Source organism: Azonexus hydrophilus (genome assembly GCF_905120355.1).
Classification (GTDB): Bacteria; Pseudomonadota; Gammaproteobacteria; order Burkholderiales; family Rhodocyclaceae; genus Azonexus.
Window position 1 is genome coordinate 1 of record NZ_CAJHOB010000005.1, and the last position, 25,723, is coordinate 25,723.

28 protein-coding genes are annotated in these 25,723 nt (G+C 60.4%); 15 read left to right on the forward strand and 13 right to left on the reverse strand.

Annotated features, from left to right (window positions below; genetic code table 11):
* The coding region (locus tag JYJ39_RS04790; protein ID WP_205202513.1) for a hypothetical protein at nt 1-456 on the forward strand (456 nt) is incomplete at its 5' end.
* Nucleotides 457-850: 394 nt separating this feature from the next.
* On the opposite strand, the gene JYJ39_RS04795 is transcribed toward JYJ39_RS04790, so the two are convergent.
* Nucleotides 851-1,852, reverse strand: coding sequence for a cytochrome-c peroxidase (locus JYJ39_RS04795; RefSeq protein ID WP_205202515.1), 1,002 nt, complete (start codon nt 1,850-1,852; stop codon nt 851-853).
* A 156-nt stretch (nt 1,853-2,008) separates the two neighbouring features.
* On the opposite strand from JYJ39_RS04795, the gene JYJ39_RS04800 reads away from it, so the two are divergent.
* The gene (locus JYJ39_RS04800; protein WP_205202517.1) at nt 2,009-2,914 is read left to right on the forward strand and encodes a hydrogen peroxide-inducible genes activator; all 906 of its coding nucleotides are present in this window, start codon (nt 2,009-2,011) and stop codon (nt 2,912-2,914) included.
* Nucleotides 2,915-2,922: 8 nt separating this feature from the next.
* A complete protein-coding gene (hybE, locus tag JYJ39_RS04805) occupies nt 2,923-3,423 on the forward strand; it encodes a [NiFe]-hydrogenase assembly chaperone HybE (protein ID WP_205202519.1) in 501 nt (166 codons plus the stop codon).
* Here the strand turns inward: hybE and JYJ39_RS04810 are convergent, their stop codons facing one another.
* Nucleotides 3,424-3,624 (reverse strand): hypothetical protein, encoded by a 201-nt coding sequence (locus JYJ39_RS04810; RefSeq protein WP_205202521.1) that lies wholly within the window; start codon nt 3,622-3,624, stop codon nt 3,424-3,426. It lies immediately after the preceding gene.
* Between the two features lie 248 nt (nt 3,625-3,872).
* Between JYJ39_RS04810 and ilvA the strand changes: the two genes are divergently transcribed.
* The 3 genes from ilvA to JYJ39_RS04825 all read left to right on the forward strand — a co-directional run bounded on the left by ilvA (nt 3,873) and on the right by JYJ39_RS04825 (nt 7,592).
* A complete protein-coding gene (gene ilvA / locus JYJ39_RS04815) occupies nt 3,873-5,411 on the forward strand; it encodes a threonine ammonia-lyase, biosynthetic (RefSeq protein ID WP_205202523.1) in 1,539 nt (512 codons plus the stop codon).
* Between the two features lie 89 nt (nt 5,412-5,500).
* On the forward strand, nt 5,501-6,433 hold the full coding sequence (cysK, locus tag JYJ39_RS04820) for a cysteine synthase A (protein WP_205202525.1): 933 nt from the start codon (nt 5,501-5,503) through the stop codon (nt 6,431-6,433).
* Between the two features lie 22 nt (nt 6,434-6,455).
* Nucleotides 6,456-7,592: a MalY/PatB family protein gene (locus JYJ39_RS04825; RefSeq protein ID WP_430622465.1), complete on the forward strand. Its 1,137-nt coding sequence runs from the start codon at nt 6,456-6,458 to the stop codon at nt 7,590-7,592.
* A 54-nt stretch (nt 7,593-7,646) separates the two neighbouring features.
* Here JYJ39_RS04825 and JYJ39_RS04830 read toward each other — a convergent pair whose 3' ends face one another.
* Nucleotides 7,647-8,243 carry a 5-formyltetrahydrofolate cyclo-ligase gene (locus JYJ39_RS04830; protein WP_240189548.1) on the reverse strand — a complete coding sequence of 199 codons (597 nt, stop codon included), beginning with the start codon at nt 8,241-8,243 and terminating at the stop codon, nt 7,647-7,649.
* A gap of 161 nt (nt 8,244-8,404) precedes the next feature.
* On the opposite strand from JYJ39_RS04830, the gene JYJ39_RS04835 reads away from it, so the two are divergent.
* The 4 genes from JYJ39_RS04835 (at nt 8,405) to JYJ39_RS04850 (ending at nt 14,797) form a co-directional block, all read left to right on the forward strand.
* Nucleotides 8,405-10,267, forward strand: coding sequence for a lytic transglycosylase domain-containing protein (locus tag JYJ39_RS04835; RefSeq protein ID WP_240189549.1), 1,863 nt, complete (start codon nt 8,405-8,407; stop codon nt 10,265-10,267).
* A gap of 98 nt (nt 10,268-10,365) precedes the next feature.
* Complete coding sequence (locus JYJ39_RS04840; RefSeq protein WP_205202528.1) at nt 10,366-12,486, forward strand: DUF1631 family protein; 2,121 nt, start codon at nt 10,366-10,368, stop codon at nt 12,484-12,486.
* Between the two features lie 57 nt (nt 12,487-12,543).
* Complete coding sequence (locus tag JYJ39_RS04845; protein WP_205202530.1) at nt 12,544-13,506, forward strand: complex I NDUFA9 subunit family protein; 963 nt, start codon at nt 12,544-12,546, stop codon at nt 13,504-13,506.
* Nucleotides 13,507-13,552: 46 nt separating this feature from the next.
* Nucleotides 13,553-14,797, forward strand: a complete 1,245-nt coding sequence (locus JYJ39_RS04850) for a multifunctional CCA addition/repair protein (protein ID WP_205202844.1) — start codon at nt 13,553-13,555, stop codon at nt 14,795-14,797.
* Here the strand turns inward: JYJ39_RS04850 and JYJ39_RS04855 are convergent.
* Nucleotides 14,768-14,965 (reverse strand): DUF2905 domain-containing protein, encoded by a 198-nt coding sequence (locus JYJ39_RS04855; RefSeq protein WP_205202532.1) that lies wholly within the window; start codon nt 14,963-14,965, stop codon nt 14,768-14,770. The genes JYJ39_RS04850 and JYJ39_RS04855 overlap by 30 nt on opposite strands.
* 57 nt (nt 14,966-15,022) lie before the next feature.
* Here JYJ39_RS04855 and JYJ39_RS04860 point away from each other — a divergent pair, with 57 nt between their 5' ends.
* Nucleotides 15,023-15,832 carry an alpha/beta hydrolase gene (locus tag JYJ39_RS04860; protein ID WP_205202534.1) on the forward strand — a complete coding sequence of 270 codons (810 nt, stop codon included), beginning with the start codon at nt 15,023-15,025 and terminating at the stop codon, nt 15,830-15,832.
* A 19-nt stretch (nt 15,833-15,851) separates the two neighbouring features.
* Here JYJ39_RS04860 and JYJ39_RS04865 read toward each other — a convergent pair whose 3' ends face one another.
* Nucleotides 15,852-16,040 carry a YjfB family protein gene (locus tag JYJ39_RS04865; RefSeq protein WP_205202536.1) on the reverse strand — a complete coding sequence of 63 codons (189 nt, stop codon included), beginning with the start codon at nt 16,038-16,040 and terminating at the stop codon, nt 15,852-15,854.
* A gap of 44 nt (nt 16,041-16,084) precedes the next feature.
* Entirely contained in the window at nt 16,085-17,245 is a 1,161-nt protein-coding gene (locus JYJ39_RS04870; protein WP_205202538.1) for a class I SAM-dependent methyltransferase, read from the reverse strand.
* Between the two features lie 102 nt (nt 17,246-17,347).
* Here JYJ39_RS04870 and ttcA point away from each other — a divergent pair, with 102 nt between their 5' ends.
* Both ttcA and JYJ39_RS04880 read left to right on the forward strand, forming a co-directional pair.
* Nucleotides 17,348-18,238: a tRNA 2-thiocytidine(32) synthetase TtcA gene (gene ttcA, locus JYJ39_RS04875; RefSeq protein ID WP_205202540.1), complete on the forward strand. Its 891-nt coding sequence runs from the start codon at nt 17,348-17,350 to the stop codon at nt 18,236-18,238.
* Between the two features lie 57 nt (nt 18,239-18,295).
* Nucleotides 18,296-19,195, forward strand: a complete 900-nt coding sequence (locus JYJ39_RS04880) for an FHA domain-containing protein (RefSeq protein ID WP_205202542.1) — start codon at nt 18,296-18,298, stop codon at nt 19,193-19,195.
* A gap of 15 nt (nt 19,196-19,210) precedes the next feature.
* Here JYJ39_RS04880 and hprK read toward each other — a convergent pair whose 3' ends face one another.
* Genes hprK through recA form a run of 7 tightly spaced genes read right to left on the reverse strand, consistent with a single transcriptional unit; the run spans nt 19,211 to nt 24,663 of the window.
* Nucleotides 19,211-20,149, reverse strand: a complete 939-nt coding sequence (gene hprK / locus JYJ39_RS04885) for an HPr(Ser) kinase/phosphatase (protein ID WP_205202544.1) — start codon at nt 20,147-20,149, stop codon at nt 19,211-19,213.
* A gap of 2 nt (nt 20,150-20,151) precedes the next feature.
* Nucleotides 20,152-20,607: a PTS IIA-like nitrogen regulatory protein PtsN gene (gene ptsN, locus JYJ39_RS04890; protein WP_205202545.1), complete on the reverse strand. Its 456-nt coding sequence runs from the start codon at nt 20,605-20,607 to the stop codon at nt 20,152-20,154.
* Nucleotides 20,608-20,658: 51 nt separating this feature from the next.
* Nucleotides 20,659-20,985 carry a ribosome hibernation-promoting factor, HPF/YfiA family gene (gene hpf, locus JYJ39_RS04895; protein ID WP_205202546.1) on the reverse strand — a complete coding sequence of 109 codons (327 nt, stop codon included), beginning with the start codon at nt 20,983-20,985 and terminating at the stop codon, nt 20,659-20,661.
* Between the two features lie 15 nt (nt 20,986-21,000).
* Complete coding sequence (locus tag JYJ39_RS04900; RefSeq protein WP_205202547.1) at nt 21,001-22,446, reverse strand: RNA polymerase factor sigma-54; 1,446 nt, start codon at nt 22,444-22,446, stop codon at nt 21,001-21,003.
* Nucleotides 22,447-22,464: 18 nt separating this feature from the next.
* Nucleotides 22,465-23,199, reverse strand: a complete 735-nt coding sequence (gene lptB, locus JYJ39_RS04905) for an LPS export ABC transporter ATP-binding protein (protein ID WP_205202548.1) — start codon at nt 23,197-23,199, stop codon at nt 22,465-22,467.
* Nucleotides 23,196-23,630, reverse strand: coding sequence for a regulatory protein RecX (locus JYJ39_RS04910; RefSeq protein ID WP_205202549.1), 435 nt, complete (start codon nt 23,628-23,630; stop codon nt 23,196-23,198). Before JYJ39_RS04910 ends, lptB begins: the two co-directional genes overlap by 4 nt.
* Nucleotides 23,623-24,663, reverse strand: a complete 1,041-nt coding sequence (gene recA, locus JYJ39_RS04915; protein ID WP_205202550.1) for a recombinase RecA — start codon at nt 24,661-24,663, stop codon at nt 23,623-23,625. Before recA ends, JYJ39_RS04910 begins: the two co-directional genes overlap by 8 nt.
* Before the next feature lie 166 nt (nt 24,664-24,829).
* Here recA and JYJ39_RS04920 point away from each other — a divergent pair, with 166 nt between their 5' ends.
* Complete coding sequence (locus JYJ39_RS04920) at nt 24,830-25,036, forward strand: hypothetical protein (RefSeq protein WP_205202551.1); 207 nt, start codon at nt 24,830-24,832, stop codon at nt 25,034-25,036.
* Complete coding sequence (locus tag JYJ39_RS04925) at nt 25,033-25,713, forward strand: pseudouridine synthase (RefSeq protein WP_205202553.1); 681 nt, start codon at nt 25,033-25,035, stop codon at nt 25,711-25,713. The genes JYJ39_RS04920 and JYJ39_RS04925 overlap by 4 nt, the downstream gene beginning before the upstream one ends.
* The last annotated feature ends 10 nt before the right edge of the window (nt 25,714-25,723 follow it).

Consider the following 25,723-nt stretch of genomic DNA (forward strand, 5'->3'; position numbering starts at 1 on the left):
TCGAAAGACAAATTATACCATTTGCATGGAATTTGCGGGGTTTTTCAACGGCCTGCTAAAGTCGATTCAACGTTGCGAGATAACACGGAACGGGTATTACGTGCTTCAGGGGTTATCGTGCCAGTATCTGACGCCAGCGAAGGACAAATTAGAGTTGTGGTTAACAACATCGCAGATCGGGGGGCCGCAGCAGCCAAAGGATTTGGCACGGGATTAACTTTTGGACTGGTTGGTACCACTGTGACGGATGCTTATGAAATGGCCGTTGCCATTACTGCTAAAGGAAAAACCGTGGAGCGCGTCGCAGTAAAGCATGCGTTACATACGGCAATAGGGAATACGGCGATTCCTGAAGGTCTTGAAACAATGCCACCCAACGCGGCCTTTGAGCGAGTGCTAGAACAAATGGTCCTTCGCGTTCTACAAGACATTCAAAGTAAGGGGGAACTCTCTTGACTTGCTCCGTACTGAAGGCACGGCTAACCCCGCGCGCAATCGGACTTGTGCGAAAAGCCGCAGAATGGTGATTCTGGACGTTAGCCTGCCATGCTCAAGACATCATTTGTTCGAAGCCTCTGCATTTGCCTTTGCTGGGCCATTTGGTCTTCAGCGCTTTGGATTGCCGTAGTCGCTCGCGGTCCAGGGGTTTACGTCACGCTTCTTATCCTTGGCGGGTTTGCGCCTTATTTACTCTCGCTAAACGTAATTGAGCCCTGGCTGGAGAAGCGTCGTAATGCTTGAAATTTTGTCTAACCCTTCAGTCGAGCGGAAGCGACAGCAGATGAACAAATAAGCAAGGGGGCCGCAGCCCCCTTGTTTGTTTCAGTACTGGTTTTCCAGTTCGGTCAGCTTATTTGCCAAATGGCTGCGGACGCGGCGTGGTGTCGGAAGACGGCGGCAGGATCGGCAGCTGGAAGTTCGGTTGGTCGCCGGTCAGCGTCTTGAGGAAGGCGACGATCTTGGCGTTTTCATCCTTGGTGAACTTCTTGCCCAGTTGCAGGCGACCCATGACGTCGACGGCTTCGGTCAGGGTGTTGGCGGCACCGTCGTGGAAGTAGGGATAGGTCATTTCCACGTTGCGCAGCGTCGGCACCTTGAAGTTGAAGCGGTCGGCATCGTTGCCGGTCACGGCAGCGCGGCCGTCAGGCATGTTGCCCTTGTACGGTTCGACCAGGCCCATTTTCTGGAAGGAGTTGCCGCCGACGGCTTCGCCGTTGTGGCAGGCGACGCAGCCGCTGTCCTTGAACAGTTTGTAGCCTTCGAGTTCGGTCTTGGTCAGGGCGTCCTTCTTGCCCAGTAGCCACTGGTCAAAACGGGAGTTGGGCGTGACCAGGGTCTTTTCAAATTCGGCGATGGCCGTCGTGACTTGATCGATGTCGATCTTGTCCTTGCCGAAAACTTGCTTGAATTCGCGGACATAGCCCGGAATCGACTGCAGTACGTCGATGGCCAGGGTGTGGGTGAAGGCCATTTCGCCCGGGTTGGCGATCGGGCCGCCTGCTTGTTCCTTCAGGTCGGCAGCGCGGCCGTCCCAGAACTGGGCCAGATTGAGGCTGGAGTTGAGCACGGTCGGCGAGTTGATCGGACCTTGCTGCCATTTGTCACCGATGGAGGTCGGGATGTTGTCGGTGCCGCCCATGGACAGATTGTGGCAGGAGTTACAGGAGATGAAGCCCGATTTCGACAGGCGGGGATCGAAGTAAAGCTTCTTACCCAGTTCAGCCTGGCCCAGGTTGATGTTGGCAGGCGGCTTGATCGGGCTGATCGGTTCATCGTTCGCGGCATGCACGGCGGTGAATACGGCCAGGCCGGAGATTAGTGCGATTGCAGACGATAGAATGGTCCGTTGCATTGTTTTCTCCCTCTCAGGATGGTTGTGGATAAGATTTGTCTGAGCATTGTCTCGACATACATCATGCTACAGTTGATTTAAGTCAATGTTTTCTATGGGTTCAGGCTATAGCACCCATAGTCTCACCCTATAACCCGGATGCCAGGAGGGAAATGTATGACCTTGACGGAGCTTCGTTACATTGTGGCGCTTGCCCAGGAAAGCAATTTCAGTCGTGCTGCCGAGCGTTGCTCGGTCAGTCAGCCTACCCTGAGCGTGGCCATTGCCCGCCTGGAGGATGAATTGGGCGTGCAGCTGTTCGAGCGTGGCAAGGGCTTTGTCAGCCCCAGTCTGGTGGGGAGTCAGGTTGTGGCGCAGGCACAAACGGCGCTGGATGAAGTCGAAAGAATCCGCCAGATTGCCCTGCGCGGACGCGATCAATTGGAGGGGGCCCTGCGGCTGGGGGTGATCCATACCATTGGGCCGTATCTGCTGCCGCGGCTGATCCACGCCCTGAAAGAGGTGGCGCCCAATATGCCGCTGGTGATCGAGGAAAACATGACGGCCAATCTGGCTGACATGCTGCGCGACAACGATATTGACGTCGCCATCCTGGCCCTGCCGTTCAATCTGCCGGGGGTGCTGACTCGTTCGCTTTACGACGAATTGTTCAAGGTCATCGTACCTATCGGTCATCCCTGGGAATCGCGGGAGCGGATTGCGCCGGAAGAGGTGGCCGGCGACGAGGTGTTGCTGCTCAAGGCGGGTAACTGCTTCCGCGATCAGGTGCTGGATGCTTGTCCGCAGGTCAGCAGCCCGGAAACGGATGTGCGTCTGGGGCATTCGATCGGCACCATCCGCTGCATGGTGGCTTCCGGTCTGGGCGTCTCGGTGCTGCCGGAAAGCGCCCTGCAACACCCGTACAATAACGACATGATCCGCGTCATTCCCTTTACCGAACCGCAGCCATCGCGCCGTGTGGCACTTGCCTGGCGCGTCGGTTTTGTCCGTCCGAAAGCCATCGATGCCCTGCTGGCCGCAGTGCGTGGCCTGGATTCGCCGGCTTACCAACTTCTCGTCTGAGCGTGAGCATGGTGCATCACGATAATCCCGCGCCGCGCGTACTGGCCTATTACCGGCGTTTTCAGCAGCAACTGGCAGCACAGGGAAACAGCGGACACGCCGGTATCAGTGTCGATATTGCTGGTTTTCGCCGTTACCAGGGCGACTGGGTGGGGGCGGTGGTAACGCCCTGGTTCATCCATCTTCTGCTGTTGCCGGGTGGCGGCGAGCTGTGGCAACCGCTGGCGGCGGGCGAAATACTGCGGGTGGGATTTCCTGGGGGGGATCTTGAATTCGTTGTCGAGCATGCCGTCGATGCGGATTTGCCGGCGCATGCTTTTGCCACGGTGATTGCGCCCCTGGATGCCCTGGCGGGTCAGGACGCGGCACTGGCGAGCGCCATGCAGGCGCTGCAGCTGATTTTTGAACCTGCTCAGGTGGCCGTTACCGATAGTGAAACGTCGCCAGCACCCGCTGCAGCGGTGCTGGATCGGCGTGGTTTTTTCCGCCGCCTGGCTGGACGGCGTTGATCAGCCCAGCTCGCTTAAGAGCAGGCAGCGTACCGGTCCGAGTTCTTCCAGCACCATGATTCGCGCATCGGCAAGGTCATCGGCGTTGCGGACCTCAATGATTTCCCGGCGTCCGTCGAGATAACGCACTGCGGCCAGATAATTTTTCCGGCGCCCGATAGCGACTTTCGCCGCCCTTTTTTTTGGCTGTACTGCGGACATTGCACGCCCTCCCTGGTTATTGTGGGTGCATCCTAAGCCAGAACAAGTCATTGAAAAATAGCACTGAGGTCATATGCCCACGTGTGTTTTTCATACAAAAATGACGAAGCGGAAATGCGATTCGCATCCATAAGAAGCTAGGAATTTTCCTGCTCTTCACTCAGAAGCCTTGCGGGCTGGTGGAAAAGGAAACGGGCATGGGCAGGCTGAAACTGTTAAATTTCACTCTTTGCTTACGTATCAAAGCCATGTCTGCCGCTCCCGATTACCTTGAAAAAATTCTCAATGCCCAGGTGTACGATCTGGCCGAGGAAACCCCACTCGACCTGGCTGACAACCTGTCGGCCCGCGTACACAACCGCATCTGGCTCAAGCGCGAGGACATGCAGCCGGTGTTTTCCTTCAAGCTGCGGGGCGCCTACAACAAGATTGCCAGCCTTTCTCCGGAGCGCCTCAAGCGTGGGGTGATCTGTGCTTCTGCCGGTAACCATGCGCAAGGCGTGGCTTTGTCGGCGCGCTACCTGGGATGTCGGGCGGTGATCGTGATGCCGGTATCGACACCGCAGATCAAGGTCGATGCCGTTCGTCAGCGCGGCGGCGAGGTCGTGCTGCACGGCGATTCCTACGATGCTGCCTATGCCCACGCCCGGGAGCTGGAGAAGGCCGAAAAGCTGACGTTCGTGCACCCCTTCGACGATCCGGAGGTGATTGCCGGCCAGGGCACCATTGCCATGGAAATCCTGCGCCAGCATTCGCGTCACAACGGGCCGCTGCATGCGGTGTTCTGCGCCATTGGCGGTGGCGGACTGGCTGCCGGTGTGGCCGCCTATATCAAGCGTCTGCGTCCGGAAATCAAGGTCATCGGGGTGGAAACCTTTGATGCCGATGCAATGAAGCAGTCGATTGCTGCTGGCAAGCGGGTGCAATTACCCCAGGTGGGCCTGTTTGCCGACGGTACTGCCGTGAAATACGTGGGCGAGGAAACCTTCCGCCTCTGCCGGCAGTATCTGGACGATATCGTGCTGGTCGATACCGATGCCATCTGTGCGGCCGTCAAGGATGTGTTCGAGGATACCCGTTCGATTCTCGAACCGTCCGGAGCCTTGGCGGTGGCCGGTGCCAAGGAATATGCCCGGCAGCACAAGCTCAAGGACAAGAATCTGGTGGCGGTGACTTCCGGTGCCAACATGAACTTCGACCGCCTGCGTTTCGTTGCCGAGCGGGCCGAATTCGGCGAGCAACGGGAAGCGGTTTTTGCCGTTACCCTGCCGGAAAAGCCGGGTGCCTACAAAAAATTTCTCGCCCTGCTCGGTCAGCGCAACCTGACCGAATTCAACTACCGTTATAACGCCGCACATGAGGCGCACGTTTATGTGGGCGTGCAGGTGAGCGGGCGCAAGGAATCGGAAAAGCTTGCCGAAACGCTGCGCAAGCACGGTTACCCCACCCTTGACCTGAGTGATGACGATCTGGCCCGCAATCACGTTCGCCACATGGTGGGCGGGCATGCGCCGCTGGCGCAGCAAGGCGACCTGCAGGAGCTGGTGTATCGCTTCGTCTTCCCCGAACGCCCCGGCGCGCTGATGAATTTCCTGGAGAAGATGAGCAGCGGCTGGAACATCAGCCTGTTCCACTACCGCAACCATGGGGCCGACTATGGCCGGGTGCTGGTCGGCATGCAGGTGCCCCGCAGCGAAATGCAGTCCTTCCGGCAATTTCTCAATACCTTGGGCTATGAGCACTGGGATGAGAGTGACAGCCCGGTGTACAAGCTCTTCCTGGGATAGTTGGAAATCGAATAAAGAACTCGATTTTTATTCTTTTACGCCAGAATTGCCGCGCTTAGAATCTCCTCATTCATCTCTTGGAGCTTCTCATGAACATTGCGCAGAACGTCACCGAACTGATCGGCAACACCCCGCTGGTCCAGATCAACCGCCTGGCCGCCGAGGCCGGCGCGCGGGTGGTCGCCAAGCTGGAATTCTTCAATCCCGGGCATAGCGTCAAGGACCGTATCGCGCTCGCCATGCTCGATGCGGCACAAGCCGAGGGCAAGATCGGGCCGAATACCATCATTCTGGAACCTACTTCCGGCAACACTGGGATTGGTCTGGCCATGGTCTGCGCAGCGCGTGGCCTGAAAGCGGCTTTTGTCATGCCCGACACCATGAGCCGGGAGCGTAAATTGTTGCTGCAGGCTTATGGCGCCGATCTGATTCTGACGCCCGGCAGCGAGGGTATGGGCGGCGCGATTGCCCGGGCCAAGGCGCTGGCGGAATCCGATAGCCGCTACTTCATTCCGCAGCAATTCGAAAATCCAGCCAATCCGGCAGTGCACCGCGATACGACCGGCGAGGAAATCTGGCGCGATACCGATGGGCAGGTCGACATCTTCGTCGCCGGTGTCGGTACCGGTGGAACGATTTCCGGTGTGGGCGCAGCGCTGAAGGCGAAGAAACCCGGGGTCCAGGTCATTGCCGTCGAACCCGATGCTTCGCCGGTATTGTCGGGCGGCAACAAGGGGCCACACCCGATCCAGGGCATTGGCGCCGGATTTGTGCCGGCCACGCTGGATACGGCGATTTACGATGAAGTGATCCGGGTCCGGAATGAGGATGCCTTCGCCACTGCCCGCCGGGCGGCGACCGATGAGGGCCTGCTGGTCGGTATTTCTTCCGGCGCCGCGATCTGGGCGGCCCTGGAAGTTGCCCGCCGTCCGGAAAACGCCGGCAAGTTGATTGTCGTGCTGACCCCCTCTTATGGCGAACGCTACCTGTCCACTGCCCTCTACGAACATCTCGCGGTCTGAGTGACGGACCGGCCTGCGCAGCATGATGAACTCCTTTTTCGACCCACCTGAGCGGCGCGGCAGCGACTCGATCAAATGGGCCCGCTATGCCGGGCGTGATGTGTTGCCCATGTGGGTGGCCGACATGGATTTCCCTGCCCCGCCGGCCGTGCTGGCGGCGTTGCAGGAGCGGGTGGCGCACGGCATTTTCGGTTACGCGCAGACAACGCCACAGGTGGTCGAGGCGGTGGTCGAGCATTTACGGCAGGCGTACGACTGGGCAATCGAAGCGGACTGGCTGCTCTGGTTGCCGGGATTGGTGACGGGCTTGAATGTGGCCTGTCGCAGCGTCAGTGGGCGCGTACTCACCGCCACGCCAGTCTATCCCCCTTTTCTCTCGGCGCCGCGCCTGTCTGGGCGAGCCCTCGATACCTGCGCTCTGCACTGTGGCGAAACTGGCTGGCAGTGGGACTGGGAGGCGCTGGCGGCCAGCGTCCATGCTGACAGTGAATTATTTCTGCTGTGCCATCCCCACAACCCGGTCGGTCGGGCCTGGAATCGCGATGAATTGTTGCGTCTGGCTGATTTTGCCGAACGCCACGACCTCGTTGTGTGCTCCGATGAAATTCACTGCGGCCTGATTCTCGATAGCGGGCGGCGCCATCTGCCTTTCGCCAGCCTGTCGCCAGCGGCAGCCCGGCGTAGCATTACCTTGATGGCGCCTTCCAAGACCTACAACCTCCCCGGTCTGGGCTGTGCCTTTGCGGTCATTCCCGATGCCACCCTGCGGCGGCGCTTCGCCGCAGCCATGGATGGCATCGTGCCGCACGTCAACGTGCTCGGGCTGACTGCCTGCGCTGCCGCCTACCGTGACAGCGCCGACTGGCACCGGGAACTGCTGGAGGTGCTGCGCGGTAACCGGCAGCAGCTCGAAAATGCGGTGGCGGCGTTGCCTGGCGTGCGCATGACGCACGTGGAAGCGACCTATCTCGCCTGGCTGGATGTGCGCGAACTGGGTTTGCCTGATCCCGCCCGGCACTTCGAGGCGCATGGTCTGGGGCTGAGCGATGGCAAGGATTTCGCCGCGCCCGGCTGGCTGCGCCAGAATTTCGGTTGCACGCCAAAGATGCTGGAAGAAGCGCTGCGTCGTCTGACAGCGGCCGTGCGCGCCGCTCGCTGAATCAGTCCGGCGCGGTCGCTGATGTGCGTGCTGCTGTGCCAAGCCGCGACAGTTTCAGGGTGTGATCTGCCACAGGCCGGCCTCGGTCACGATCCAGTCCAGCCGTTCGTCGTGTGCCTCCGGTTCAATGCTGTCCACGCGGTTGATTTCGAAACCGACCCCGACGGCCACTGGCCGTGGCTTCAGTGTGGCCAGGGTACGGTCGAAAAAGCCACCGCCGTACCCCAGCCGATAGCCCGCTCCATCGAAGGCATTGAGTGGCAACAGCAGCAGGTCGGGCTGCAGCCAGTCACCGGCCGCCGGGGTGGGAATACCGTAGCGATCCGGCGTCAGAGGCGTAGCCGGCGTCCAGGCACGGAAAGCCAGCGGGCTCGCCGGCGCCACAACGACGGGCAGCGCTGCCCGGCTGCCGGTAGCACACCAGTGGGCAATGGCCGCGCGGACATCCGGTTCCTGCTCGATCGGCCAGCAGAAGGCAGCAACCTGTGGTTGTGGCAGGGCGCGCAAATGTCCGGCGATGGCGGCTGAATAGGCCTGATGCAGATCGGGGCGCAACGCCAGCCGCAGTTGCCGCATTGTTTGCCGCAGCTGCTGCCGGCGTGCCGCCCGCAACTGCGTGCTATCCTCGTCCGCACCCAAAATTTGATCCACCGCAAGCCTGCCCTCAACGAATAATGAATACCAGTTTAGCCCTGTCCCAACGGTTGCCACAATTGCTGCTGCAGCCTGCATCATCGTTTTCTGTGCGTCTGACAGCGCTGTGCTGCTGCCTGTTTTTGGCTGCTCCTGGTCAGGCGCAGCCCGTCAGCGACATGAACTTCACTGAAGCCCGTGAAGCTTTTCGCAAGGGCGATCTGCCGCGCCTGGAGCTGGCCATCACGCAAATAGGCAGCCATCCCCTGGCTGTCTATGCCGAGAACTACCGCCTGCGCAACCTGCTGGCCAAAAATGACGCCAGCGGTATTCCCGCTTTTCTTGATGCTAACGAAGGGACGTACGTTGCCGAAAAACTGCGCGCCGACTGGCTGCGCTGGCTGGTGAAAGAGTCCCACTGGGGCACTGCGCAGCGCGAAGCAGCGAAGCTGCTGGCACCGGATACCGAACTCACTTGCCTGGCGCAGCAAGCGTCGCTCAACCAGGGGGACAATTCGGTGCTGACAGATGCCGAAAGCCTGTGGCTGAGTGTTGCCAGTCTGCCGGATACCTGCCAGCCGGTGCTGGACGCCCTGGTCGCACAGGGCCGGGCCGATGTTGACAAGGTCTGGGCGCGTGCGCGGCTGCAGATCGAACTCAACCGTCCGCAAGCTGCCCGGCGCACCCTCGACTATCTGCCGGCAAACCGTGTCAGCGAGCTGGCGGCTTTCGATCAGAGCTACAAAAGTGCCATGGCGTATCTTGCCCGTCAGCCGGCAAACTGGTCCGCGACCCGCGGTGGGCGCGAACTGACGGCAATAGCCCTGCGTTATGTCGCCGCCAACGACCCACGGACGGCGGCGGCCGAGCTGGAAAAGCGTCTGCCGCAGTTGGGTGAGGATGCAGCAGCGTGGGCCTGGAGTCAGATTGCACTGCAGGCGGCGCGCAAGCATTTGCCGGAAGCCTACGGCTACTACCAGCATGCCGCCAATACTTGGCTCAGCGAGGAAAATCACCAATGGAAAGTGCGCAGCGCCTTGCGGCAGCAGGCGTGGGCCGAGGTGCGCAAGGCCATTCTCGCCATGCCGCCGGCGCTGGCGGAGCGACCGGAATGGCTGTACTGGCTGGGTCGGGCCGAGAAGGCAGGCGGACGCAGTGAGGAAGCGCATAAGTTGTTTTCCCGCATTGCTGACCAAGCCAGTTTTTACGGCAATCTTGCCGCCGAGGAACTTGGCCGTCAGGTTGCCCCGCCGCCGTCGCCACGGCCGTTGACTCCGCCCGAATTGCAGGCCGCCCGGGACAATCCCGGGCTGCAGCGGGCGCTGGCTTTTTTCCGTCTCGATCTGCGTACCGAGGCCGTGCGCGAGTGGAATTGGGCGTTGCGCGGGATGAATGATCGGCAGTTGCTGGCTGCCGCGCGTCTGGCCGAAGAAAACAAGCTGTGGGATCGCGCCATCAATACCGCCGAGCGTACCCAGCACGAGCACGATTACCAGCTCCGCTTTCTGGCGCCCTATGCCGACCAGATCCGTCCTGCCGCCCGCCAGCAGGCACTTGACGATGCCTGGGTGTACGGCCTGATGCGTCAGGAAAGCCGCTTCATCGGCAATGCCCGTTCCAGTGTCGGCGCTTCCGGTCTGATGCAACTGATGCCGGCAACCGCCAAGTGGGTGGCGCGCAAGATCGGGCTACGCGACTACAACCCTAGCCAGGTCAACGATACCGACACCAATGTCCTGCTGGGGACGAGCTACATGCGGATGGTGATGGATGATCTCGACCAGCATCCGGTGCTGGCTTCCGCCGCTTACAACGCGGGCCCAGGCCGGGCCCGTCGCTGGCGTGCCGAACGGCCGCTGGAAGGGGCGATTTATGCCGAGACCATTCCTTTTTCCGAAACCCGCGATTACGTCAAGAAAGTGATGAGTAACGCCGTGTATTACTCGATTTATTTCAACAACCGCCCCGATTCACTGAAAAATCGCTTGGGTACGGTGGCGCCAGCGGTCCCGGGCGGCACCAGGGCCGCTGATTTGCCGTAAAATTGTGTCAGCAATCGTCAGGCTGACCTAAAAATAATTCCTGACGTATTTCCCCCAGACGAAGACATTTTTCATACAAGGACGAACAGGCCCTCACCATGTCGATGCAGATCGCAGCGGGAAAGCACATTCAGCTGGCACGCCTGCCGCAGTGCCGGAAGTTTTATCTGCAACACCTCGCCGACGTGCTGCGTCAATGCAACCTGCTTTCGCCGGCGGCGATCCAGGCCATCATCAACGGCAGTGGCCGTTATTTCGACGCGCGGGCGGCGCAGCAGCAGCAAAGCAGCTTTGGCGACGAAGTGCGTGGTCTGACGTCATCGCATATTTCGCTGGTCCCGGAAGATGACCTTGAGCTCAATCTGCGCCTGGAGCGCCTCAATACGCAGCTCAGTGACGCGGCCAGCACGGCCTTGTGGAAAACCCAGCTGCGCTTCATGACGCTGTTGGGACGCCCGGATCTGGGCAAGAATCAGAATCCGATCGGACCGGCGGGGATCGTCGAAGGCTTGCGGCTGTTCTTCGAGCAGGCCGGTGCCAGTTCCCTGGATGAAAAACTCGATCTTCTCGATCGGGTCGAGAATACCCTGCGGCGTGAACTGCCCGTGCTGTACGAAGCGCTGGAACAGGAAATGTCCCGCATGGAAATCGAACCGACGCAGGCCGGCATCATCAGGGCGCAGGAAAGTGTCGTCAGTCTGACGGGTGCAGCAGGCAGAGCTGGCAGCAAACCGGAGCGGGCCGCAAGCAACACCGCGGCCTCCTTGCCTGATGACCTGCTGACACTGCTGGCACAGAAAGCCCGCCGTAGTGACGCGCCGGAGCCTGCCTTGCTCGACCAGGCGGCCCTCGAGAATCTGTGGTTCCGCCTGGAGCAGATGAGCACGGCGCCGAAAACGACCAAACCAGCCAGCAGCAGTTTCCTTACGGATACCTCGCCACGGCTGGAAGCATTGATTCCGGAGTTGTTCGCCCCCCCCAGTGCAGCGATTGGCAGTCCGCCAGCAGCACTGCGGCCAGTCAGTGCCCTGGAACTTGGTATTCCGGCGGCGACCAGCGAAGGGCAGACCATCGATGCGGTCGGTCTGTTGTTCGACATGTTGTTTAGTGCGCCCGAGCTGCCGCCAGTACTCAAGCAGTTGTTTGCCTCCTTGCAGGTTCCAACCGTCAAGCTGGCTTTGAAGGACCGCAGTCTGTTTACCCGCGCCAATCATCCCTGGCGACGGTTCGTGTCTGTGCTTGGTCGTTGCGCCGGCGAACTGGGCGATGGCAGCGGAGGCAGCGACGGCTTTCAGGCCAGCCTGGAAAGCCTCGTGCACGACCTAGTCAAGCACAGTGATCATGCTGCTGCATTCGAGCGTGCGGCACAGAGTCTGGAGCAGCAGCTTGAGGCCCGTTTCAATCAACGCCTGCAGGCGGCGGCGGTGTACCTCCCCCTGTTGCGCCAGATTGACCGGCGCGATCAGGCTGCGGAAGCCATCAGCATCCTGCTGGCGCAGATGAATATCGGCACGCTCCCCGCTGTGTTGCAGAGTTACCTGCGCCAGGATGTCTACCGCCTACTGGAGCGCACCTGGTTGCAGGAGGGGCCGGAAAGCACGGCGTGGGCGGCACGTCTGGCGAATCTGGACAAGCTGTTGTGGACTTTTCGCCCTAAAACCGATGGCGAAGAGCGCAAGGCGCTGGCGCGTGAACTCCCGGGCGTGCTACAGGTATTGAAGGAGGACATGGAGCGCCTCAAGCTTTCCTCCGACCAGCAGGCTCAAATTCTCGATGCCTGTTTTGCCTTGCAGACCCGGGCCATGCGCTCTGGTACGCCCGAAGAGAAAGCGTCAGAAACGTCGGTTGGCAGTGGCTTGCCGGTAGCGGCCATGATTGATGGCCAGCTGGAAAGCGGTACCTTGATTCTGCACACGCGTGAGTGTCGCCCGCCATTGACTGCCACGCCCGGGCGTCATGCCTTTGCGCCTGGGCAGTGGTTTCAGCTTACGCTGGCGGGGCGCGAGCAGAATTTCTGCCTCTGCCAGAAAAGCCCGGCGAGTGAGCGCCTGCTGCTGATCAACGCGCCGCAGAGTGAGGCGTTTACTATCCTCAGCCACCTTCTGGCGGCGGAAGTTGCTGCCGGCAACATTCGTCTGCTGGGGGATCCGGATCTGGTGAGTACCCTGCTGCAGCGGGCGCTTGCTGCGGCCCGTCAAGCGCCCGCAAAATCCCCGTAAACAGCGGATTTCCCGTAAAATTGCGGCTTTATCGAGTCATGTTTTGCGGGGTTTCTGATGAGCATCAAAAAAGTTCTGCTGCTGGGCGGGAGCGGTTTTGTCGGCACCTATATCGTCAATCGTCTGGCCCAGCGCGGGATTGAGGTTACCGTGCCGACGCGCCGGCGCGAGCGGACCAAGGCGCTGATCATGCAAGCCGGTGTCACGATGCCGGAAGCCAACATTCACTGCCCGCAAACCCTGCAGGAGCTGATGCGTGGCCAGGATGCGGTGATCAATCTGGTCGGGGTGCTGCACAGCCGCGACGTCAAGCTGCCGTACAGCAAGGATTTCGCCGAAGCGCACGTCGAGTTGCCGAAGAAGGTCGTGGCAGCCTGTCAGGCCAGCGGTGTACGCCGCCTGCTGCACATGAGCGCCCTGAAGGCAGATCCCAAGGGGCCGTCCGAATATCTTGCTTCCAAGGGCGAGGGGGAAGCCGTCGTGATGGCAGCGCGCGATCAGCTGGATGTCACCGTGTTCCGCCCCTCCGTCATCTTTGGCCTGGGCGACAGCTTTCTCAGCACCTTTGCCAAGGTACTCAAGTGTGCGCCAGTCTTCCCGCTTGGTTTCGGGCATGCCCGCTTCCAGCCGGTATGGGCGGCCGATGTGGCCGATGCCTTTGTTGACGCGCTGACGGATGCCAGCACCTTTGGTCAGGCCTATGACCTGACCGGCCCGCAGACCTATACCCTGCGCCAGCTGGTCGATTACACCGCCCGTTTGTGCGGCAGCAGGGCCCGCATCGTCGCGCTTTCCGAAGGTTGGGCGTATCTGCAGGCGGGTTTGATGTGGCTGATGCCCAATCCTGTTCTGTCGCCGGACAACCTGCGCTCGATGCAGGTCGACAGCGTCTGTGACAGCACCTGTCAGCCGCCGGCTGACTGGCACCCGACGGCGCTCGAAGCTGTCGCACCCACCTACATTGCGCAAAATACTCCGAAGGGCAGGCTCGACGGCTTCCGCTTCCGTGCCGGTCGCTGATCCTCCCCCCAGGCCCGACAGCCCGACACAGGCAGGTTGTTCTGGCCTGCCTGCGGCGGCGCAGGTGTATTGTGTTGGCGGTGCGGTGCGTGACAGCCTGCTTGGCCGGCAAAGCGATGATCAGGATTTCGTCGTTGTCGGGGCGACGCCCGAGGTCATGCTGGCGGCGGGTTTCCGTCCGGTCGGCAAGGATTTTCCGGTATTTCTGCACCCCCATACTCAAGCCGAATATGCCCTGGCCCGTACCGAGCGCAAGAGCGGGCGGGGTTACCACGGCTTTACCTTTCATACGACGCCAGACGTCACCCTGGAGCAGGATCTGGCTCGCCGTGATCTGACCATCAATGCCATGGCGCGTGATGTCGGCGGACACATCATCGATCCTTTCAATGGGCAGGCAGACCTGGCGGCGAAAATTCTGCGGCATGTCGGTCCGGCGTTTGCCGAGGACCCCGTGCGCATCCTGCGCCTGGCTCGTTTTGCCGCCCGTTTTGCCGATTTCACGGTGGCGGCGGAAACGCTGTGCCTGATGCAAGGCATGGTGCAGGCGGGTGAAGTCGATCACCTGGTGGCGGAACGGGTGTGGCAGGAGCTGGCCAAAGGCTTGCTGGAGGTGAAGCCGTCGCGGATGTTCGATGTCCTGCGGGCCTGTGGCGCCCTGCAGCGCTTGCTGCCGGAAGTCGATGCCCTGTTCGGTGTGCCGCAACGGGCGGAATATCACCCGGAAATCGATACGGGTATTCACACCCTGATGGTGCTCGATCAGGCGGCCCGCTGCGACTTGCCGTTGAGCGTGCGCTACGCCGCGCTGTGCCACGACCTGGGCAAGGCCACGACGCCGGCCGATATCCTGCCGCGCCATCATGGACACGAAGGACGCAGCGTCGGGTTGTGCAAAATCATGAGCCAGCGGCTGCGGGTGCCCAACGAGTGTCGCGAACTGGCGGTGTTGGTCGCGCGCGAGCACGGCAATGTGCACCGCGCGGCTGAATTGAAGGCCAGTACCGTGGTGGATCTGCTTGAGCGCTGCGATGCCCTGCGCCGTCCGCAGCGCTTTCAGGAGCTGCTGGCGGCCTGCCAATGCGATTTCAACGGCCGCCTCGGCTGGGAGGCGCGGCCCTATCCGCAGCGGCCCTATCTGCAGCGGATGCTGGCGGCCGTGCAGCAGGTCAATGCGGGTGCGATTGCCGCCAGTTGCAGCAGCCCGGGCAAGATTCCTGAGCGGATCCGGCGTGCCCGCATTGCCGCCGTAGCCGCCGTGTCAGAGGACGCGGCCAAGCAGCCAGAGTAATAACGAGAAGAGCGCAATGCTGCTGAATGGAAAATGATATTCCCGCTCTCCCCGGCGCCATTTCAGGTCGCCCGGGAGTTGGCCGAAGCGGATGAAACGAGCCAGATGCGGTGTCACGATGCCCAGCAGGAAAATCGCCAGCACCAGGGTCAACACCCATTTCAACATGTCAGCCTCCCTTGGAAGCGCGCATTACACCATATGACCAACTACAACGATTCGCTCATGCAAATTACCAGCCAACAGATTGCCGGCCGTGAGGTGTTCTCCTGCCTGCCGCTCAAGCCTAGCCCGCGTCCGCCATTGCTCTTCATCCACGGCGCCTTTGCCGGCGGCTGGATGTGGACGGAAACGTTCATGCCTTACTTCGCTGCCGCTGGTTATCCCTGCCATGCCTTGTCGCTGCGCGGTCATGGTGGCAGCAGCGGGCATGAACAGATCAACTGGCTGTCGGTAGCCGATTACGTGGATGACGTTCGTAGCGTGATCCAGGGGTTGGCCATCGATCCTGTGCTGATCGGTCATTCCATGGGCGGTTTTATTGCCCAGAAGTATCTTGAACACCATCCGGCACGTGCGGTTGCGCTGCTGTGTTCGGTGCCGCCACAAGGCCTGGTGGCAGCCCAGTTCCACCTCATGCTGCAGAAACCGGGCATCTTCCTTGAGCTCAACCGCATCCTGGCTGGCAATTACACCGATACGGATACCCTGCGTGAAGCCCTGTTTGCCGGCGAGGCCGATCCGGAGATGCTGCAGACTTGGTTGAGTCGGATGCAGAACGAATCACAACGTGCCATCTGGGACATGTCGATGTTCAGCCTGCCGAATTTGCTGCACATGCGCCGACCGCCCATGCTCATCGTGGGGGCGCAACATGATGTCCTGGTACCCGCATTTCTCGTCCAGACGACGGCACAAACGTATGGGGAGCCCTGTCACATTCTGCCGGGAATGGGGCATGCCATCACGCACGAAAAAGATTGGCCCGCTGCTGCGGGCCTGGTGGAAAGCTGGTTGGCACAACTGGAAGGCTGATTCCTCCCGGCATGCTGCATCAGGCGTGGGTATCGATGCGATTGCCTAGGTGCTCGGGATTGGACGGCGCCGGCACGGCCTGTAGCAGCTGCAGGGCGGAACTGCCTTCCAGGGCGATGGCCTTTTTCAACACCAGTAAACTGATCGCATCCGGCGACGCCGACTGGCTGAGAGCATTGATCGTGCTATTGACGGCAGGAATGTTCATGGCGATCACCGTGGCGGGTTACTGTGGGGCGAGTATACCTGCCCTTACAGGCGATGGCTCTGGTCGCCCCGCGTAAAGCCGAGAAGGTGCTGATCGATGCCGCGTCCTAGCGCCATGACCTTGAACAATTCCCCCATCTCATGCGGCATGGTCAGCTTGCCGACCGCGCCTGCTGCGCGAAAGTAGGCGGGTGACGCGGCGGGGAGCTGCTCCAGCGCTTGCAGAATGCCGCAGTTGAGCAGGAATTGTCCCTGGCTGGTGTATCCGAGCAGATCCAGCCCGCTGGCGTGAGCGGTCGCGATGATGGCGGTGAAATCGACGTGGACCGTGACATCCTGCAAACCTGGCAGGTAGAAGGGGTCGGCATGGGCCTGATGGCGGTAATGGCACATTAGTGTTCCTGCGCTACGCTGCGGGTGGTAGTACTCATGCGCCGGGAAACCATAATCGAACAGTAGCAGTGCCCCCTTGCGCAAACGGTCGGCCCAGGCCGCTGTCCAGCCACGTGCCGCGAGCGAAATTTCTGACAGATAGCCGTCATGCAGGCTGTGAGTGCGTGCAATTTCTGTTGCCACCTTCAGCAGTTCGCCACTGGCCGGCCGGTCGTTCCACGTGAAACGTCCCGCCGCATCAAGACCTACACCCCGTTCGCAGATCTCCTTGGGTCCCCAGACGACCAGATGTGCTGGCAGCGCGTCGAGCAGTTCGTTGGCCACGATGACGCCGGAAAATTCGTCAGGTAGCCGGTGCAACCAGTGCACGCGGTCCTGCAGGTGCGGTACTTGCGCAGCAAGTGTTTCCCGTTGGCGTGCCTGCAGATCGGGGGAGAGCTCGAGTATGGCGTAATGCTCCGGCAGCGCCTGTAGCGTTTCCAGGGCCTGCAGCAGATCTGCCGCCAGCTGACCGGAGCCGGCGCCGACCTCGATGATTTCTGGTGCTGACGCGGCCATGATTTCAGCCACCTGCGGGGCCAGTGCCTGTGCAAATAATGGCGTCATTTCAGGTGCGGTGACAAAGTCCCCCGCCGCACCGAATTTTTGTGCCCCGGCAGCGTAATACCCGAGTCCCGGAGCGTAGAGGACCTGCGCCATATAGTCGGCAAAGGACAGCCAGCCGCCATTCTTTTTGATTTCGCCAACGAGGTGCGCAAACATCGCCTGGCTGTGCGCCAGAGCATCTTCTGAAGGGAGGGGCAGGCCGGTCATGGAAAGTCGCCAGTCGGGAAAAGGGGCATTCTACCGAGAGTGCAGGCATTCCCCGTAGTTGCAGGTACACTTGCGGGTTTTCCGCATCCTACTCAGCGCACCATGAGCACTCCTCTGTCCGGCACCATGCAAAAACTGCGTAAACATCTGGAAAGCCGTACCGGCAAAGCCATTATCGACTACAACATGATCGAGGATGGCGATGTGGTCCTGGTCTGTTGCTCGGGGGGTAAGGATTCATACACCCTGCTGTCCATGCTGCTGGCCCTGCAGCAGCGGGCGCCGGTCAGCTTCAAACTGATCGCCATGAATCTCGACCAAAAACAGCCGGGTTTTCCTGCTGACGTATTGCCCGGTTATTTCGAGTCGCTGGGCATCGACTACCGCATCATCGAGGCGGACACCTACTCCATCGTCAAGGACAAGATTCCGGAAGGCAAGACGACGTGTTCACTGTGCTCCCGCCTGCGCCGGGGCATCATCTACCGGACGGCGAAAGAGCTGGGTGCAAACAAGATTGCCCTTGGCCACCATCGCGATGACATGGTGCATACCCTGTTTCTCAACCTGTTGTTTGGCGGCAAGATGAAAGCCATGCCGCCCAAGCTGGTGACCGACGACAAGGCGCATATCGTGATTCGGCCGCTGGCGTATTGTGCCGAAAGTGATATCGCTAAATTCGCCCGCGCCATGGAATATCCTTTGATTCCGTGCAATCTGTGCGGCTCCCAGGAAAACCTGCAGCGACAGAAGGTGCGTGAAATGATGCAGGACTGGGATCGCCGCTACCCCGGGCGTACCGAGGCCGTATTTACGGCCCTGCAAAATGTGGTGCCATCCCATCTGGGCGACAACCGGTTGTTTGATTTTCGCGGCCTGACCCTGGATACGCCTGTGAGTGAAGGCGATATTGCCTTCGATAGTGTCGAATACCCTGTTTTTGCTGCGATTCCCATTCAGCAACCGGTCGTCTGCACGCCGTCAGAGCCCTGATTTTAAGCGTACAATCACGCGCTGCCCTCACCTACTCACCTGAATCCGACCGTCAGCATGCACGATCCTCATACCGCCAGTATTTTCATGGTCGCCGACATGACCGGCAGTGTTTCCCTGCATCAACGTCTCAACGAGCAGGAAGCCGAGCGAGTCATCGATCGTGGCCTGAAGCGCATGACCCGCTCCATTGAAGGCCAGGGCGGGAAGGTACAGCAGGTGGTTGGCGATGAACTGCTGGCCCGTTTCACCCAGGCTGAGGCGGCCTGTCATGCCGCCATCGACATGCAGCAGCGGGTAGCGGATCTGCCGCCGGTGTCCGGGCATAAGCTGAGCCTGCGTGTTGCGTTGGCGACAGCAGCCGACGCAGCGCAAGGCGAGAGCCAGCACATCACCCAGGCCCTGCGTCTGGCAGCGCTCGGCGCGGCGGGCGAAATCCTCTGCGATGCTAGGCTGGGGGAAATGTTGCGTGATAACGATGGGTTGAACCTCATGCCGCTTGCCGGCCGGCAGATCAGCTGCGATGCCAGCCCTGGGTCTGCGGGTGTTTCCCCCTTCCAGCTGCTCTGGTCGAATACTGGCGGCAACGCCCAGCTGTCTGAAGCGAGCGAACCACCGCCTGCCTTCGACCAGGCGAGCCGCTTGTGCCTGCGCTACCTGGGCCAGACCTATCTGGTCAGCTCGCAAAATCCGGTACTGACGACCGGTCGTGATGCCAGTTGCGGCGTCATCGTCGATGATCGTCGGGTGTCGCGTCAGCATGCCCGGATCGAACGGCGCAGTGACGGTTTCTATCTGGTTGATACCAGTACCAATGGCAGTTTCGTCAGCATCCAGGGGCGCCAGGAAGCGCTGGTGCGCAAGCATGATGTGCTGCTCGAAGGGCGTGGCAAGATCTGTCTTGGCAGCACCGTCAACGACGGACGCTCGGAGTGCCTGGAGTTTGAGCACCTCTGAGCGGCGCGATCAGGCTTAGTCGGCGCTGTCGGCCTGCATGCAGCGGCTTTGCCGCGCAATGAAATCCTGCATTGAATCAATACCGCGGAACTGCAGGATGGTGTTGCGTACTGCGGCTTCCAGTAGCACAGCCAGGTTGCGGCCCGCGGCGACCGGGATGACTACCTTGCGGATGGGCACGCCCAGAATATCCTGAGTTTGTGCATCGAGTGGCAAGCGGGGCGCCTCCGCGGCGTTATGCGGCCGTTGCAGATGGACGATGAGCTTCAGCCGCATTTTCAGGCGCGAGGCAGTTTCGCCGAAAATGGTGCGGATATTGAGCAGGCCGAGGCCGCGCACCTCAAGAAAATCGCGCAGCATGCCTGGGCAACGACCTTCGATCGTGCTTGGCGTGACCCGTGCCATTTCCACGACATCATCCGCGACCAGGCCATGGCCGCGCGAAATGAGTTCAAGCGCCAGCTCCGATTTGCCGGCACCTGAATCGCCCGTGATCAGCACACCCATGCCCAGCACATCCATGAAAACCCCGTGCATGCTGATGGTATCGGCCAGTTTGGCGGACAGGTAGATGCGCAGTTGATCGATCACTGCGGAGCAATGCTTGGGCGAGAGGATTAGCGGGACATTGGCATCAAGACAGGCCTTGACCATGAAATCAGGTGGTTTCAGGCCATCCGCGACGATGACCGCAGGGGCACTGGCGGCAAGCAGTTCATTGAACAACTGGGTGAAGCGCCGTTCGCCGATGCGCAGAGCCCATTCGTGTTCAGCCTGGCCAACAACCTGCAAGCGCTCGGGGTGGATGACGTTGATGTGGCCGACGACATCGGCGCCGTAGGCGCTGGCGGCCTTCAGTTCGACCTTGCGGTCGGTGCTGTGGCCGAACAGCCAGTTCAATAACAGCGTCTCGCGGTTATCCTCAAACAGTTGGTCGAGTGAAAGCGTGCGCACGCTCAGTGTTCTGCAGCGTCAAACAGGGCGAGTACACCCGCTGCATCGGCAGCGTTTTGCAGCTTCTCGCGGAAGCTGCGATCTGAAAACCGTTGTGCCAGCTCGGAGAGAATCTGCAGGTGTTCTTCAGTCGCCTGTTCCGGTACCAGGAGTACGAACAGCAGGGTGACCGGTTTGCCGTCCGGGGAGTCGAAAGGGATCGGTGTCTGTAGCCGGATGACTGCTCCGGCCGCCTGCTTGAGCCCCTTGATGCGGCCATGGGGAATGGCAATGCCCTGGCCCAGGCCTGTGGAACCGAGTTTTTCCCGGGCGAACAGGCTGTCAAAGATGCTTGCACGCGGCATTCCCAGTTTTTGCTCAAAGAGCATGCCGGCATGCTCGAAAACGCGTTTTTTACTGCTCGCATCGAGATCAAGAAGAATCTGGTCGGCAGTCAGGATTTGGCTGATGGCATTCATGGCGCAGAAAGCAAAAAACCGCACCGTACGGTGCGGTCAGTCACGAAAAAATCACTCGTCGTCGGTTTGCAGTTCGGGCTTGTCACCGCGCCGATGATCCTGCATTTTCTGCTTGTATTTCTGTACTTGGCGATCCAGTTTGTCGAACAGGGCGTCAATGGCTGCATACAGATCGTCACCGGCTTCTTCGACGTGAATGTCCTTGCCTGGTACGTGCACGGTGACTTCAGCCTTCTGCTTCAGCTTTTCAACGGCAAGTACGACATTGACACCAATGACTTTGTCAAAGTGACGGACTACGGGTTCCAGCTTGTTTTCCACATATTCGCGCAGGGCTGCTGTCACTTCGATGTGATGACCGCTGATTTGCAGATTCATGTTTCTCTCCTCGTTCTACAGGGTCTTACGTAAATTGGTCGGCGGGATATTAAGCGATTCGCGATATTTGGCAACCGTACGCCGTGCCACCACGATTCCCTGTTGTCCCAGTATTTCGGATATTTTACTGTCCGACAAGGGCTTCTTGCTGCTCTCGTTTGAAATCAATTGCTTGATCAACGCCCGGGTCGCGGTTGACGAGCAGGCGCCGCCAGCTTCGGTTGCGACATGGCTGCCGAAGAAATACTTCAGTTCGAAAATGCCACGCGGCGTCGCCATGTACTTCTGGTTGGTTACCCGGGAAATGGTCGATTCGTGTAGATCGAGCTCTTCCGCAATTTCCCGCAGGATGAGCGGGCGCATGGCGATTTCTCCGTGTTCGAAGAATTGCTTTTGCCGTTCGACAATGGCCTGACTGACGCGCAGGATGGTGTCGTAGCGCTGTTGTACATTCTTCAGCATCCAGCGCGCTTCCTGCAGTTGCCCGCTCAACCGCCCGTCACCGCGTCGTTGTTTGCTCAGGATGTCGGCGTACATGCGGTTGATGCGCAGGCGCGGAAAGGCGTCCGGATTGGTATAGGCGACCCACTGCCCCTTGAGTTTCCTGACTACGACGTCCGGCACGATGTAGCGCGTGTCCAACGCGGCGTATTCGGCACCGGGGCGGGGATTGAGGCTGACGATCAGTTCCTGCGCTGCCTTGATGGCTTCGTCCTTGTGCCGGGTCAGCCGGCGCAGGCGCACGAAATCCCGGGCGGCAAGGACTTCCAGATGCTGGTCGACAATGTCGCGGGCCAGCGCACAAGCAGGGTCGTTGTCACGTTCGCGGAGTTGCAGGAGCAGGCATTCGCGCAGGTCGCGGGCCCCCACGCCGGCAGGGTCGAAATTCTGCAACTGGTGCAGGGCAATTTCCAGTTCCTCTAGCTCCACTTCGTAGCGTTCCGGCAGGCTGGCCTGCAACTCCTCCAGCGGTGCCGACAGATAGCCATCGTCGGTCAGGGCTTCGATCAGAAAGCGTACCAGGCTGCGGTCGCGTTCGTTCAGTTGTGTCATTCCCAGCTGCCAGTTCAGGTGCTCACGCAGGCTGACGGTGCCAGCATGTGTGTCCTGTGCTTCGCGATCATCCTCTTCATCGCGACCGCCGCCGGAGAAGGTGCCGGCATCCTGCGACCAGCGATCATCGTCGATGTCGGCGGGCGTTTCCGGTATCAGGTTCTGCTCATCCGTGGCCGCGGCATTGCCTTCGCTTTCTGCGGTTGCCGCAGCGGTGCTGAATTCCTGGCTGCCCGGATAGCCTGTTTCCGGTTCGTCCAGGCGTTCGAGCAACGGGTTTTCCAGCAGCACCCGTTCGATTTCCTGCTCCATTTCGAGGGTGGACATCTGCAGCAGCTTGATTGCCTGCTGCAGCTGCGGTGTCAGCGTCAGACTTTGCGAAAGTTTGAGTTGCAGAGCCGGTTTCATGTCCGCACCCGTTGCCGCTCAGAGGCGGAAGTGCTCGCCGAGATAGACCTGGCGCACACTTTCGTTGGCGACGATATCGGCGGGTGTGCCGGAGGCCAGAACATGGCCGGCGTTGATGATGACGGCGTGGTCGCAGATGCCTAGGGTTTCGCGTACGTTGTGGTCCGTAATGAGGACGCCGATGCCGCGTTCCTTGAGAAAGCGGATGATTTTCTGGATTTCCAGCACGGCGATCGGGTCCACGCCGGCAAAGGGTTCGTCGAGCAGGATGAAGCGCGGTCGGGTTGCCAGAGCGCGGGCGATTTCCACGCGCCGCCGTTCCCCCCCGGACAGGGCGGCCGCATTGATGTGGCGGATGTGACCGATGTGCAGCTCTTCCAGCAGGTTTTCCAGCTGCGATTGCTGTTCTGCTTTCGATAAATCCTGCAATTCCAGTACGGCGAGGATGTTTTCCTCGACATTCAGCTTGCGGAATACCGATGCCTCCTGCGGCAGATAGGATAGTCCTTGTTTTGCCCGCGCATGCATGGCCTGGTGCGAGAGGCGGGTAGTGTCGATATAGACCTCGCCGGCATCAGCGGTCACGAGACCGACCACCATGTAGAAGCAGGTGGTCTTGCCGGCCCCGTTGGGCCCGAGCAGGCCAACGACTTCGCCGGAGCGGACGCTGAAGGAGACGTCCTCGACCACAGTACGCGATTTGTAGCTTTTTTTCAGGTTGTGGGCGGCGAGCGTTGCCGTCGTTTGCGTCATGCTTCCTCTCCGTAGCGTAGTACCGCGCTGATGGCCGTATGCGAAAAGCCGCGATATTGCAGGAAACGCAGCTGCTTGGCACGTTCTGCAGGTGTCTGTGCCGGGCTGCCAAATTTTTTCTGCCACAAGGCGCGGCAGCGCTCGAGCTCGTCGCCTGCTGCCGGCAGGGCAGCGGCGATGTCGGCATCGCTCAGGCCCCGCAGGCGTAGTTCCTGGCGCAGGCGAGTATCGCCGTAGCGCACGGCGCGCGCAGCAATGCGCTGACTGGCGTAGCGTTGATCCGAGAGCAGGCGCTCACTTTCGAGGCGATCGAGGACTTCATCCACCGCTGCATCATCTGCCGCCAGAGGTCGCAGTCGGGCACGCAATTCGGCCCGGCTGTAGTCGCGCCGGGCCAGACAGGCGAGTGCGTGTTGGCGTAGTTCAGCCATCGCTGGCCGCAGCGCCACCCTTCACGGGTTTCTCGGTTTTGCTGCCGGCGGCCACGGCGGCACGGATTTTGGCTTCCACTTCCTGGGCGATTTCCGGGCGCGATTTGAGGAATTCGCGCACGTTGTCCTTGCCTTGGCCGATTTTCTCGCCGTTATAGGCATACCAGGCGCCGGATTTGTCGATCAGCTTGTGAGCGACGCCGAGTTCAACAATTTCGCCTTCGCGCGAAATGCCCTCGCCGTAGAGAATATCGAAAATCGCTTCGCGGAACGGCGGCGAGACCTTGTTCTTGACGACCTTGACGCGGGTTTCGTTGCCGATCACCTCGTCGCCCTTCTTGATCCCGCCGATACGGCGGATATCCATGCGCACCGAGGCGTAGAACTTGAGGGCGTTGCCGCCGGTGGTGGTTTCTGGCGAGCCGAACATGACCCCGATCTTCATTCGGATCTGGTTGATGAAGATGACCAGGGTGTTGGTCTTCTTGATGTTGGCGGTGAGTTTTCTGAGGGCCTGGCTCATCAGGCGGGCATGCAGGCCGACCATCTGGTCGCCCATGTCGCCCTCGATTTCGGCACGAGGTGTCAGGGCGGCGACCGAGTCGATGACGATGATGTCGACCGAGCCGGACCGCACCAGCATGTCGGCAATTTCCAGGGCCTGTTCGCCGGTATCCGGCTGCGAAATCAGAAGTTCGCCGACATTGACGCCGAGTTTCTGTGCGTACTGCGGATCAAGCGCATGTTCGGCATCGATGAAAGCCGCCGTGCCGCCGAGCTTCTGCATTTCGGCGACGACCTGCAGACACAGGGTGGTCTTGCCAGAGGATTCCGGGCCGTAGATTTCCACGACCCGGCCGCGGGGCAGACCGCCGACGCCGAGCGCCAGATCGAGGCCGAGCGAGCCGGTGGATACCACCTGCAGCCCTTCGTCGATCTCGGCATCGCCCATCTTCATGATGGAGCCCTTGCCGAATTGTTTTTCGATCTGTTGCAACGCCGCAGCGAGTGCTTTTGCCTTGTTGTCGTCCATGGTATGACCTCAGAAAGTTGAGCGGATTATGGCACAGGGGCCGAAAATGGAACAAAAATTGCTGGTGTGAAATAAACGCACAAGAAACGGCTGGCGTTTGCTTCGTATAATAGCTTGATTGCTGCAAAACACTGTACAACTATACAGTATTCAATTGACGACACCAATGCTGCGCGTTTCCTTCGTACTTCTCTGTGTCCTTCTTGGTGTTGGACATGTTCCGGTCGCCAGCGCCAAACCGGCCGCCTGGTACTTGTGGGCGAGCCAGCTCGATGGTCGCCTGATCTGCCGGCAGGTATCGCCCGGACCGGGCTGGAAGGTTCAGCGCGGCCCCTATCGCGATGCCCGCTGCCAGCTGGCAGGGCAACCGTGAGCACGTATCAGCCGCCGCAGGAGCCACTACGGCTGCACTATGTGGACGACGCCATCATTGTGGTGGTCAAGCCGGCCGGGCTGCTGTCGGTACCCGGGCGCGGGCCGGACAAGCAGGATTGTGTGATCCACCGTGTGCAGCAGGATTTTCCGCAGGCGCAGATCGCGCACCGCCTCGACATGTCCACTTCCGGCTTATTGGTGGTGGCACGCGATGCGGCCATGCAGCAGGTCATGTACCGCCTGTTCCGCGAACGGGCGGTGGAAAAACGCTACATCGCCCTGGTGGCTGGCGTGGTGACGCCGGAGAGTGGGGCCATCGACCTGCCACTCATCTGCGATTGGCCGAACCGGCCGCGCCAGATGGTGTGCCCTGCGCGTGGCAAGCCGTCGCTGACCCGTTTCCGTGTGCTGCAGCGCATGCCCCATGAAGATTGCACGGTGGTCGAACTGGAGCCGGTGACCGGCCGTTCACACCAGTTGCGCGTGCATCTGGCGGCACTGGGTCACCCGATCCTGGGTGATGAACTCTATGCCGGCGTAGCCGCTGAACGGGCACCGCGCCTCCTGCTGCACGCCAGCGAAATCGCCTTTGCTCATCCGCAAAACGACAGGCGCGTGCATTTTCATTGTCCGGCCCCATTTTTTCCCTTGGCTGCGCCAGCGTTGACTTTATAATCGCCCGCGT